8 protein-coding genes are annotated in these 12370 nt (G+C 52.2%); 4 read left to right on the forward strand and 4 right to left on the reverse strand.

What is annotated here, in order from left to right; all coding sequences use genetic code 11:
• Nucleotides 1-44 precede the first annotated feature (44 nt).
• The 4 genes from OQ371_RS02390 to OQ371_RS02405 all read left to right on the forward strand — a co-directional run bounded on the left by OQ371_RS02390 (nucleotide 45) and on the right by OQ371_RS02405 (nucleotide 6710).
• Nucleotides 45-623 carry an RNA polymerase sigma-70 factor gene (locus OQ371_RS02390; protein ID WP_265992138.1) on the forward strand — a complete coding sequence of 193 codons (579 nt, stop codon included), beginning with the start codon at nucleotides 45-47 and terminating at the stop codon, nucleotides 621-623.
• A gap of 182 nt (nucleotides 624-805) precedes the next feature.
• On the forward strand, nucleotides 806-1786 hold the full coding sequence (locus tag OQ371_RS02395) for a FecR family protein (protein ID WP_265992139.1): 981 nt from the start codon (nucleotides 806-808) through the stop codon (nucleotides 1784-1786).
• A gap of 53 nt (nucleotides 1787-1839) precedes the next feature.
• Entirely contained in the window at nucleotides 1840-5079 is a 3240-nt protein-coding gene (locus tag OQ371_RS02400) for a SusC/RagA family TonB-linked outer membrane protein (RefSeq protein ID WP_265992140.1), read from the forward strand.
• A 20-nt stretch (nucleotides 5080-5099) separates the two neighbouring features.
• Nucleotides 5100-6710 (forward strand): RagB/SusD family nutrient uptake outer membrane protein, encoded by a 1611-nt coding sequence (locus tag OQ371_RS02405; RefSeq protein WP_265992141.1) that lies wholly within the window; start codon nucleotides 5100-5102, stop codon nucleotides 6708-6710.
• A 37-nt stretch (nucleotides 6711-6747) separates the two neighbouring features.
• Here OQ371_RS02405 and OQ371_RS02410 read toward each other — a convergent pair whose 3' ends face one another.
• The 4 genes from OQ371_RS02410 to OQ371_RS02425 form a co-directional block, all read right to left on the reverse strand.
• The gene (locus OQ371_RS02410) at nucleotides 6748-7551 is read right to left on the reverse strand and encodes a LytR/AlgR family response regulator transcription factor (protein ID WP_265992142.1); all 804 of its coding nucleotides are present in this window, start codon (nucleotides 7549-7551) and stop codon (nucleotides 6748-6750) included.
• A 33-nt stretch (nucleotides 7552-7584) separates the two neighbouring features.
• Nucleotides 7585-10716, reverse strand: a complete 3132-nt coding sequence (locus OQ371_RS02415; RefSeq protein ID WP_265992144.1) for a sensor histidine kinase — start codon at nucleotides 10714-10716, stop codon at nucleotides 7585-7587.
• Nucleotides 10717-10964: 248 nt separating this feature from the next.
• Nucleotides 10965-11336 (reverse strand): hypothetical protein, encoded by a 372-nt coding sequence (locus OQ371_RS02420; RefSeq protein ID WP_265992145.1) that lies wholly within the window; start codon nucleotides 11334-11336, stop codon nucleotides 10965-10967.
• A gap of 230 nt (nucleotides 11337-11566) precedes the next feature.
• Nucleotides 11567-12355, reverse strand: coding sequence for a M23 family metallopeptidase (locus tag OQ371_RS02425; protein ID WP_265992146.1), 789 nt, complete (start codon nucleotides 12353-12355; stop codon nucleotides 11567-11569).
• Nucleotides 12356-12370: the final 15 nt, after the last annotated feature.

Here is a 12370-nt window from a genome sequence, read left to right on the forward strand (position 1 = left end):
AGCAATTTTTATATTTCGGGATATTTTCAAACAAAGCGACTCCGGTGATTAAGCCAATAGGAAATAAAGAAGTGTTGGATTTGAAAGAAGGCTGTCAGTCAACCTTTGAGCAAATCTTTCATGATTATTTTCCCAGATTGGTAAAATTTGCTTACTCATACATTTCAGACTGGGAAGAAGCCCGCAACATCGCCCAGGAAGTTTTACTTACTCTCTGGCGCAAACGCGAGGACCTGGACGATAACAGTAACATCAACGGGTACCTTCTAACCCTCACCCGCAATCATTGTCTGAATTACCTTAAAAGCTTTCACCACAAAGTTCGCCGGTCGGCGGAACTGGAATTGAACCAACAAGCCCTCCAGCAACTGGATGAGAATTGGCTGTCATTTAAGGAATTAGAAGAGGCCATTCAGGCGGCTATTGATTCGCTACCGGCTCAATGCCGCCAGGTATTTGTCATGAGTCGTTTCGAGCATCTTTCTCACAAGGCAATTGCCGATCAACTGGGCATTTCCCACAAAACCGTCGAAAACCATATTGGCAAAGCCTTGTCGATTCTTCGCCATAAGCTGAAACCCTATATGGGTATGATAATCTTTCTGCTTGAACAAGAACTGTGAAACGCTTCTGGCAAATTGCCCACAAACCGCTCATTGTTAATGATTTGCTGGCAAAGTTATCGCTAATCGTTCTTCGTGCTTCTTTTCTCATCAACTTTATAATATAAAAAATCAATTATTTTTTATCATTCCGATAGGGGCTAGTGCCGGTTGCATTGTTTTTACGCACAAATCGGTACGCCATGAACGCAACACAAATAGCCAGGTACCTGGCCAATGAACTCTCCGAAGAAGAAGCCCAAACACTTCTGCGCTGGGTTGAAGACTCTCCAGAAAATAAACGACTGTTTATCCAGATCAAAAATGCCTGGTCAATCGCCAGCCTGGAAAAAGTGAACGCGGCTGACATGGAGTACACCCAAAGGCGTTGGCAGCTGGTCAAACGGCAATTGAATCAGGAAACCGTCCGACCGTTGGGGACCGGCGGCTGGCGGTGGGTGCAAGTGGCGGCCACGATTCTTCTGGTAGTCGGAGTTGCTCTACTGGCGTATTTCATTCCAACCTCCTCACAGCCGGAAAACAGCTATCAAACCGTAGAAACTCCAATTGGAAAACGGAGCCGAATCGTCTTGCCGGATCAGTCTGTTGTATGGCTCAATGCCCGCTCCAAACTTCGCTATCCAACCCGGTTTGATCATTCAAACCGGGAGGTGAGCCTTGAGGGAGAAGGATACTTTGAGGTCCGATCCGCCCCGGAGAAACCGTTTTTTGTCCATACTGATCGCACTACGGTACGGGTTACGGGCACAGCATTTAACGTTTATGCGTATCCCGCCGAAACTGACCAACGGGTTATTCTGGTGCACGGTCAGGTCGCCGTTTCGCACACGGGAAGCCCCGCTTTTTCAATTCTCAAGCCAGGCTTTTCCGCCACAATCCGGAGTACGCGCGATCCTATTGTCATTCAAGCCGTCAATGTCGCTGAACATACCGGCTGGACAACGGGCAAACTCGAATTCAAACACCTGGCTTTTGAAGAGCTGGCCCGGCGGCTCGAACGACGTTTCCATATCCACATCCTTTTTGCCAACCCCAAATACCGCCAGGAAACATTCAGCGGAAGTTTTGACGAAAACGAACCCCTTGAGCAGGTTTTGCAGGTCATTCAGGCCAGTAGCGACTTTAACTATTCCATCCAAAAAGACACGCTGCTAATCCGCTAGCGTAACCATCCAGTTTGATTCGATCAACGACTCTATTTCTAAATCCATTTTTTATGAACCACAAGTACGTTACCGACTCCGGTAGAAGTGGCTTGCGTATTGTACAAAAGCTACTGTTTGTCACCCTGCTGACGATTCAGGCGGGCTTTTCTCAAGCCAAATCAGATCCCGTTCGTGAACTTATCCGGCGAAAACCGGAACAGATGCAACTACGCGACTTCATTCAACTGGTCGAACGAACAACAGACTACCGGTTTTTCTACAGTGATAAAGAAGTTGACGTTAATCAATTCGTTACGGTTCAGAGTAAAACCGGTGAAATTGCGTCCCTGCTAGATCATACGCTCAAAAAATCAGCCTTTACCTACCGGCTCGTCCACAACCACATCATTTTAAAACCAAGAAAGCCCAATACTACCGCGTTACCGGCTAAAACATCCGCCCTTGATACCGTCCGGATCCGGGGAAGGGTGCTGGATCAGAAAGAGCCGCCCGGACCGCTGCCGGGTGTTACGGTTATTGTCAAAGGAACCACCCAGGGTGTCACGACCGACGGGGACGGCTTTTTTGACATGGGCGTTAAAGCCGGTGACCTGCTGGTTTTCTCGTACGTTGGTTTTTCAACCAAAGAATACACGGTAACGGGCCGGGAGCGTAACATGACAATCTCGTTGGAAGAGAATGTTAACGCCCTGAACGAGATTGTAGTAACCGGCTTTTCGGAGCAGAAAGTCAAATACCTGGCGAGCTCGGTCAGCACGGTTGATTTGGCTAACGTCAATAACAAGCCGATCACGCAATTGTCGCAGGCGCTGCAAGGTGGCACGACGGGCATCAACGTGACCCAGGGTTCAGGTTTGCCAGGCGGGGATGCCGCTTCGATTAAAATCCGGGGCATTGGCTCGCTGCTGGGTTCATCGCCCCTGGTTTTGGTGGATGGTGTGCCGTTCGACATGAATAAGCTTGATCCGAACACCATTGAAAATATTTCCATTCTAAAAGATGCTGCAGCCGCTTCCGTATACGGCGCCCGGGCCGGTAACGGCGTCATTCTGATTACGACCAAACGGGGCGTTGCCGGTAAAGTAGATGTACAATACAACGGTTTTTACGGTATCCAGACCCCCATATCCACACCTGATTTTGTCGACGCTCCCACGTATATGCGCATGGTCAACGAAGCCCGGCGCAATACGGGGGGCGATCCGACCTATTCGGAGGAAGTAATTACCAATACCGCGAACGGCACCGATCCCAACCGGAACCCGAATACCAACTGGGGTCAACTACTACTCCGGCAGCAATCTCCCCTGCAACAGCACGCCCTGCTGGTATCGGGCGGAAACAGCACGGCCCGTTTTTCATTGTCGGCCAACTACCTCAAACAGGACGGTTTGGTCACCAATTCGGGATTTAACCGGGCTACCGTCCGGGCCAACACCAGCGTCGATTTGCGCAAGGACATCGTTGTCTTTATGGATTTGTTTGCTTCTCGTGATGCGCAGATGGAGCCGTATGCGTACGGCGGAAATACATCCCGCTTACTGAACTGGATTTTTACGGCCCCTCCTAATATCATGGCCAGATTTCCGGAAAAGTCTGAGCGGCCCGGCTATGCTTATTACGGAACCTACGGCGAAAGCTGGAATCCGCTGGCGCAGGTTGAAAAAGGCGGCACGGTTCAGCGGATTCGGGATGAAGTGCTCATTAACCTACGTCCTAAATGGGATATTAACCGGGACTTAACCCTGAAGGGCCAGTTCAGTTACCGAGTATCTTCCGGTGCGGACAAAACCGACCGGGAAGCTTACGTCTTTTTCGATTACTTCACAAACGACAAAGCCGGTTGGGATTATGGAACCATTAAATCGGCCGGACCGACGAACCGCTCAAGCTACTATTATGCAGGCGGTAACCTGGACTACACCAAAAATATTGGTAATCACCGGCTGAACGTGTTGGGGGGCTATTCGCAGGAAATGAATAATGCCGATGCCTGGCAGGAAATCAATCTCATTTCTTTTTTTGGTAAAGCCTATTACAGTTACGACGATCGGTACCTGGTGGAGTTAGGGATGCGTCGGGATGGATCGTCCCTCTTCGCTCCAAACCGTAAATGGGGAAACTTTCCATCGATGGCGGTGGGATGGAACGTGAGCAACGAAGCCTTTTTGAAGGAGATACCGGTCTTGAGCCAATTTAAAATTCGGGGATCATACGGTATGCTGGGAAACAACGCGATTAGCCCTTACATGTATCAGTCGACGATCAACACGGGAAACGGCACGGAAAACTCGATTGGCAACCCGAACATAACCTGGGAAAAAGTGGGGATTACCGATATTGGTGCGGACGTTAGTTTGTTTGACCGGCAATTGGACGTCACATTCGACTGGTATAGCAAACGGACCGACGACCTGATTCTAAGTCCTCAACCGACGCTCACTTCAGCCTTACTAACCGGACCGCTCAACATCGGCAGCGTAAAAAACACGGGTTGGGAGTTGAAAGTAGGCTTTAACAAAAGCATTACAAAGGACATCAGCTTCAGCATCAACCTAGGCTACTCCCGCAACCGCTCCGAATGGCTGAAATTGTCACAGGAAACACCCATTATCAACGGGAACAATATCTGGGCTAAAGGTCAAGCCATTACGGAATACTACGGTTTTCGAAGCATGGGCCTGATTCAGCAGGGTGATATCGATAAAGGCATTGCCGTGTTTTCCGGCCAGCAGACAGGCGACATTCGCTATGAGGATATTAACAAAGACGGCGTCATCAACAACGACGACCGGGTGTTACTGGGGCCGACGGATCCGCTGGCGAACTACTTCGGAAATCTCTCGTTCAAAATCAAAAATTTTGATGTCGAAGCACTCCTGACGGGGGTTGGCAATGTGGCCGCCTTTTATACCGGACGCATTGCCTTGCCCCTGAACGTATCCGGCGAAGGGGGAACGCCGTTAACCTGGCATTTGGATTACTGGACGCCCGAAAATACCGGCGCCCGCTTCCCCCGCCTGATGCCCACGCCCGGTAATAACGGCCTGCTTTCGGATTTCTGGCAGGTCAACGGAGCCTTTACCCGGGTGAGGTACATTCAACTAGGGTACACAATTCCGGCAACTATAACCAACCGGGTTGGCGTTAAAAACGCCCGGATTTACTTCAACGCCCAAAATCCCCTGACCTTCACGAAAATGAAAATTATTGATCCGGAAACCAAAGGAGATCAGGGTACTCACCCGATTTTCAAGACCTATTCGCTGGGCCTGAACATCCGGTTTTAATCCTCAACCTGAAACTGACTATGAAAACTCCTATTCGCCTTTTTGTCGCTATCATTCTGCTGTCTATAGGAACGGGTTGCCAGGAATTTCTGGAACGTGACAATCCAACCGCTACCACCGACGAGAAGTGGTGGAACCTGGAAACCGATCTAAGAAACGCCCTGGAAAGAGTGTACGAGGGCGTTCCTACGGGCGTTATCATCTACAATAATTTCTACTCCAACGCCCGGGTTCACCTCTCCGGCGCATCCGACGAATCGGTTTTTCGCGCCAATTACACCGACTTTGAAGTGTTTACGCTGGGAACGGCAACCAGTTCTTCGGGCATTCCGCTGGCGCATTACCAAAACCGGTATAACTCCATCCGGAATGCCTGCCGTTTTCTGGAAAATTACCAAAAGGCGTACGTGCAGGACCCCACCCTGAAAGAGCGGTATGCCGCCGAAGCCCGGGCCTTGCGTGCCTGGTATCACTTTGAATTGTTTACCCTGTTTGGCCCTATTGCCATCGTTGATCATGCTTTAACCCCCGCCGAACAGTATGTGGGAAGAAATACGCAGGATGAGGTAGTGGCGTTTATCATCTCCGAGTTGAACAAGGCGGCTGAAGTCTTACCCGAGCGGTATCCGGATAGCGATATGTATCGGATAAACAAGGGAGTGTGCTATGCCATCCAAACAAATTTGTACATGTTTATCGGTGATTACAAAAATGCCGCCGTTACCGCTAAAAAAGTCATTGACCTCAATGTGTATGAACTTTACCAAAGCGCCGACCCGGCCATAAACAGCTATGCCGCCCTGTTTACCTACACCGGTTTGGTGAATCGAGAGCGGGTATTCTTCTTCCGCAGCGGCCAAAGACAGGCGTTTCTGCGTTTAGCGCCCAAGAGCTTCGGCGGAGCCAACGCCACCACGAGTCCGACTTTAGCCATCGTTAATACCTACGAGACCAAACAGGGAAAAACATTGCAGGAACTCGGGCCGGATAGTCTGGCGATTTATACGAAGAATCCGAATCATAACAACAACCGCGACCCTCGCTTTACGGCTTCCATTCTGACACCGGGGGAAACGTTTCTCAACCGAAAAATGGATCCGTTCACCACGACCAGCATCGATTTGATTGGTCAGACCCAATCGACTCAAACCGGATTTTGGATTAAAAAGTGGCTGGATGGGCGTGATGTCAGCAATCAGGAAAACGGCTCGCTCGATTTTTTTGTAATCCGTTATGCAGAAATTTTGCTGAACTACGTTGAAGCCCTCGTAGAAACCGGAGACTGGCAAAACCCGGATGTGCTTCGTTACCTGAACCAGATCCGTAAAAGGGCCGGGATGCCTAATGTTGACACGAAAGTATACAACTCACAGGCTAAAATGCGCGAATTCATCCGGCGCGAACGGCAGGTTGAACTCGCTTTTGAAGGACAACGGTTTTACGACATCCGCCGTTGGAAAATCGGGGAGCAAGTGCTAAACGGCACGGTATACGGAGCCGTTGATCCCGCGACCGGCAAACCGGTAGTCGTTGAACAGCGGAAGTTTAACCCGCAACGGGATTACCTGTGGCCTATTCCGCTGGCTGAAATTAACGCCAATCCAAAAATGACCCAGAATCCAAACTGGTAAGTCGAAGCTGCACGGCTAAAAGTCCTTAGCCGTGCAGCTATGAATAACTCTCCTCGACCTTCCAGACGTTGCTGGCGTAGATGAGCAACTCGCGGACGCGGTTGCCCAGCACGAGCCGGCACTTGGGCCGGGCGCCTTTTTCGAGGTAGCTGATGGCGCCTTTGTTCAGAATGTGGCTTTTACCGATCCGGACGAAGTGATCGGCAGGCAGCAGCTTTTCGAGCGAATCCAGCGTTAGGTTCGGCACGTTCAGATGTTCCTGTTTGGAGCAGTACACGTTGATTTGTTTGTTGGCCGATTCGCAGTACATAATGTCGGCTACTTCGATGCGGTGAAGCGCCACGGAATTCTGAAACGTCAGAAATCGCGGCCCCGACAGAGCCGCCAACTCCGGATTCTGGCTGAAGGCCTTCTCCAACTGGAGCGTCAGTTCTATTTCGTGCTCTTTATCGGCCCGCCATTTGGTGTAAAACAGCCGAAACTTGTCTTTCAGAATCAGCGGATCGATGGGTTTGACCACAAAATCGGAGTGCAGGTGCGGGGCGGCTTTCTGCACGGCGGTCAGGGCATCGTCTGGGTAACCTGACACGAAAATAACGCCGTAAAACTGCTGTTGCCGCGTCAGCTCGTCCAACAGTTCAAACCCGCTCCGGATGGGCATTTTGATGTCCAGAAAGATCAGGTCCGGCTTTTGCTCCGCAATCAGGTCCAGCCCTTCGGTTACGTTGCCGGCTTCGCCTACTACCGTTACTTCCGGCAACGAACTCAGCATGCTGCGTAACGTCCGCCGAACCGGAAGTTCGTCGTCGGTAATGACGGATTTAACAATTAGTGGATTCATGGTGACGAGTAGGCAATAAAGTATCACTAGAAATTAAGAATCGACCGTGACTTCCTCCGGCGGCAAGACCGGATAAAGAGGAATCTGCGCTTCCAGCCGCACGCCCGAGATACCGGTCTGGGGTTCGGTCAGGTCAATGATCTGCTGGGAGCTTTTCACCTCATTGAACTGATTCAACTGGTCGAAAACCGCCTGATTGATGTTGAGGCCACGGCCCGTACTCCGACGCCGGTATTGCCGGGCTTTCTCCAGCCCCACCCCGTCGTCCTGTACCTGAATTTCCAGATGCTGGTCCGACTGGCAAACCCGTATGCAGACGGTTCCGCCCTCCGGCTTGTGTTCCAGCCCGTGTTTGATGGCATTGGAAACGTAGCCCTGAATCAGCATTTTCGGCAGATTGGTGTCCATCGGGATTCCTTCGGAGACTTTCACCGCGAACCTGATCCGATCGCCAAAACGCAGCCGCTCCAGGTCCAGGTAATTCTGGACAAACTCCAGTTCTTCGCGCAACGTCCAGAAAACCCGGCTTTTACTCATCAACTGATTTCGGAAGATGGAACCGAATTTTGCCAGGTAACTGACCACCGTATCCGGGTCGGACTCGTAGGTAATCGACTGAATGGCTGTTAGGAAATTGGCGACAAAATGCGGGTCGATCTGGTTGGTGATGGCCTTGACTTCCAGCAACGCCCGCGCCCGGCTGGCTTCGGCCAGCTTCCGCCGGATTTCAGACTCCTGCTTCTCGCGGTTGGCCGCTTCAACCTCCAGTTGCGACATCCGGCGCTGTAGCTGAAGCCGGTTCAACCGCCGTTGTGCCGCCCTTCTTATTTGCCGCAACCGCCAGTAAAATACCGTTCCGATAATCACCAGCATCGCCAGCGTCCGAAACCACCAGGTGGCATACCAGGGCGGAGCAATCCGGAATTCCTGCACGATGGAACGGGTGTTCCACAAGCCCTCCGCCCGTAACACCTGAATAGTCAGCCGGTAAGACCCGTCACTCAGGTTTTGCAGGGCAAAAAAATTATCATGAACCGGCTCCGACCATTCCGGGGCGGTGGGATTACCGTCCAGGCGTTCCAGCCGGTACTGGTAAGACGTACTCGCCAGCAAACCTCCCGACTCCGGTTCCCGAAGCCGAACTTCCAGGTCGTTCTGGCTGGACTTAAAGGCAATGGCTTCCTTCTGGGGTTTGATAATCTGCCCGGAACGCATGTCCCGAAACGCCTGGATGCCGGTTGGCACGGGTTGCAGCAACTGAAAAAGCCGTCTTTCGGAAATCATCATCATGCGGTCGCGCGTGGCTACCCACAACCGCCCGCGCGAGTCGAGCAAAATTCCATTGAAGATGCATTGACTGCCCCGAAACCCGTTTTGCCGGTCGAAGTAGGCCACCCATTCTTCACCCGTCTCGTAAAACCGTTCCATATCGAACACATACAATCCCTCCAGCGTCCCCACCATCAGAAACCGGCCCAACGGTCGGCAATAAGTGATCGTTCGCTGAATGAACCCCGGAGCAATGTGCCGGTACTTTTTGTAGTCATAAAACCAAAGCCCCTCCCCCGACGCCATCCACAAATTTCCGCGTTTATCACGCTTGACTTCGGCCAGGATCCGGGTCGGCAGCTTGCCATTCTTTCGGGTTAACGGATCAAAAGAGCGGCTCTTGCCGTCCCACATTAAGGATTTATCCAGACCGCAGATCCAGAATCGCCCAAACTTATCGGCTTCTATATTGCTGTACAGGTCGGGTGGTAACCGGATTACAGCCGTCAGGGCCAAGGTCTGGCGGTTGTAAATAAACAAATTATGGCTCGAAACAATCAGATACCGGTTTCGCCGAACATCGTCATAGAAGCCCAGCGCCAGCGTGGCCGTATCAGAACCGGGCAACAGGCGGTAGTGCTGTCCGTCGAACCGGTAAACTCCTTTCCGGGGTTCGGCTACCAGCAGTATATTTCCGTCGGCATCCATCCGGCTGGTCGGGTGAAAATGGTCCACCGGCAAGGCTTTTCGGTAAGAACGGTCGGGCACAACACCAGTCGGGCCCAGCCGACTCAATCCCTGCCCCCAGGATGCAAACCAGATCTCGCCGTTGCGGTCTTCACCAATGTTATTGGTCTCTTCCTGCCAGCCTTCTGATTCATCGAAATACTGCCAGCCGCTCATTTTGATCTGCACCAGCCCGTCGTGGGACGTTCCCGCCCACAGATCTCCCCGGCGGTCGAACATCAGGCGATTGACCGGCGAGGAACTGATGTGCGAATTGGTCACGGTTTTTCCATCAAACCAGCAAAGATCCCGGTCGCCCTGCGTTTTCTGAAAAGCCAGTTCGCCATTCCGACCAATGGCGCAAACCGTTAATTCCGAAGCCGGTACCGGCACATCGTACATTTTGCTAACGGTCTGGCCCTCGATTCGGTAGACGGCAGTTCCGGCCAGCGCATAAAACCGCCCGGCCGGGTCAGCCAGGAGTTGATCCAGCGGCAGTTGGTCCACAATCAGCGTCAACTGCTTATTTTTCAACTCCCACAACCGGCCCTCTTCGGTCAAAAACAGAATCCGGCGGTTGGGCCAGTCGGTCAGAATGCCCCGAAAGCGTTGCTCGGGATTGGTGAAGTACTTTTTGGTAACGTCCAGCATCCGGTCGTTCTGCCAGCAGTAAAGCCGTTGCCCAACATTCCTCTCACTGGCGCGGGCCGAAAACCAGAGGTTGTTTTCGTGGTCGGCGGTCATAAAGATGACTTGCTGCTGCGGCTCCTTGCGTCCGTAGTTCACCGAAAACTCCTTTACTTTCAGACCAGTGGACGTAATGGTATTCATTCGGAACAGCCGGTTACCGGCGCAGGCCCAAACGGTTCCGTCGGGCGAGTCGGTGATGTTATCGCCCCCGTCGGGCAGCTCCGGTATTTGCCGCTGGTTGATGATTGGCACGACTCCGTTGAAGACGTTGAGTCCGTAGTACGTTCCAATCCAAATCCGCCCAACCCGATCCTGGTGCAGCCCCGAAACGTAGACGTAGGAAAGCCCGTCGTAAACCCCGTAGTTGCGGTCGGAAAACTGCTGCGCCAGCCCCGTTGCGGTCCAGCAGCAAAGCATCAGGCCGATCAGGAGCCTGGCCAGATACCGGTTGCTGGGTTGCCTAGAAATTGGGGACGACATTTTGATTATCAGAGCGATGGATGATTCAGTTAAGTTACAAAGGATAAAGAGCATCGCAAGGTCCGGATGCATTGAACCGATGAAAAGAGGCTTTGAGAAGACATAATCAACTCATTCCCCGCCGTAATTTGTACCTGACCAAACAGCATCAAAGCCGTACGGTCAGGCACGGCTTTGATGCTGTTTGGCTGGTGTGGATAAGATGACGCATGGGATGGCAGCTAGGCGGAAACCGCCATCGACAAGACTTACAGCTTTGATGTCAACCGGGTTTTGCTGCAGTACCCGGCTTCAATGCGAATTGAATCCGACCATTTGGTTACGGCTTTTCCTTTCATGGTGGCAATGGCATCCAGCGAATAGCTTCCCGCGGGCTGGCTAATGCGCAAAATGCTGGCGGAGGTTTCCGTCTCGCAGGCGGGGGAGCTGGCCTCTGCATACGATTTTGTCAGGACGCCGACGGTTTTGCCGTTTAGCTTCACTTCAACCTGATCGAATTTAGCGCCATTCAGGCTGGTGTAAATCAGGTACGTACCAAGGTTTTCCGGTTTAATTTCTTCCTTGTCTTTACAGCTGACAACGGCGAAAAGCGTAACGAGGGCTAACAGGACTTTTTTCATGACAGTAGTAATTTGTTGTTTGTGTTTGATTAATGCATCAAAAGTAGCCACAACAACTACCGGCAACGGACACCGCCCGCCGACCCGGATGAATTACCCCCTACAGCCGATGAAAATGAGACGAGACGTACCGTATTATTGAACGGCAAGAGCCAAAAGTTAGCAGGCAAGAGTTACGAATGATGCGTTGTGAGCTGGCTACCACAGCGCTTTTCATACCGCATCCTTCCCTAGAAGTTTCGGGCGGAGAGGAGCCACGAGTACGGATTTCGGGGAATTGGGAGCCCGTCTTCCTGAATTTGCAGGTACATCAGGTGCAAGTGAGTCGGTGAGCGGGTAGCGTAGGCGTTATAACCGGTGCGGCCCACTTCACTAATTTTCTGACCCGACTGAACCCAATCACCCGGCCGCACGAGCACGGCATTGTTGTGGGCGTAGTACCACAAACCGTCGAGGATGGGGTCGTAAATCCAGATCCAGTTGCCGCCCCGGTATTCCTGACCCGGCGTCCAGGCAGTTTCGATGGCCAGCACCACTCCGCTGGTCATGGCCAGCACATCGGCGGGGCGGTCGGTATGGTCGTCGATGCAATCCTGATCGCGGTCAACAATAAAAATATCCTGCGCGGGATGGCTCCCACGAACGTTGTAATCAAACAAATCGAAGCCTTTGCCCCGGTATCCCTCTCCGTGTCGCCCCCCGATGGCGTCGGCCGTGTAGTTGCGCAGCGGAAAGGAAAAATAAGCCGTCCGCAGCAAACTATCCCGGTGCGTACTGTCGAGTCGGAACGGTTCGGCGGAGCGAAATTTAGTCCGCAGGCCCAGCATAATATCACTGAAGATTTTCCGGGCGGAATCCGGCAGTACGCTTTCTTCCCGAATCTGCGTGTAAAGCTGCTGGAATTGCTGACACATGGAATCGACGCGCGGCAGGTCCGATCCTGACCAGACCACGGTTTGCGAAGAGGCCGAGTTTGACAATCCAATCCATAAAGCACTGAGGATGCCGACCCACCGCATAGTTTTCCAAAATCC

Source organism: Larkinella insperata, assembly GCF_026248825.1.
GTDB lineage: Bacteria > Bacteroidota > Bacteroidia > Cytophagales > Spirosomataceae > Larkinella > Larkinella insperata.

What these genes read in the sequence shown, in the direction of transcription:
- OQ371_RS02415 (WP_265992144.1), bottom strand. Translation starts at nt 10,716, where the DNA reads ATGTCGTCCCCAATTTCTAGGCAACCCAGCAACCGGTATCTGGCCAGG.
- OQ371_RS02400 (WP_265992140.1), top strand. Translation starts at nt 1,840, where the DNA reads ATGAACCACAAGTACGTTACCGACTCCGGTAGAAGTGGCTTGCGTATT.
- OQ371_RS02395 (WP_265992139.1), top strand. Translation starts at nt 806, where the DNA reads ATGAACGCAACACAAATAGCCAGGTACCTGGCCAATGAACTCTCCGAA.
- OQ371_RS02420 (WP_265992145.1), bottom strand. Translation starts at nt 11,336, where the DNA reads ATGAAAAAAGTCCTGTTAGCCCTCGTTACGCTTTTCGCCGTTGTCAGC.
- OQ371_RS02425 (WP_265992146.1), bottom strand. Translation starts at nt 12,355, where the DNA reads ATGCGGTGGGTCGGCATCCTCAGTGCTTTATGGATTGGATTGTCAAAC.
- OQ371_RS02410 (WP_265992142.1), bottom strand. Translation starts at nt 7,551, where the DNA reads ATGAATCCACTAATTGTTAAATCCGTCATTACCGACGACGAACTTCCG.
- OQ371_RS02405 (WP_265992141.1), top strand. Translation starts at nt 5,100, where the DNA reads ATGAAAACTCCTATTCGCCTTTTTGTCGCTATCATTCTGCTGTCTATA.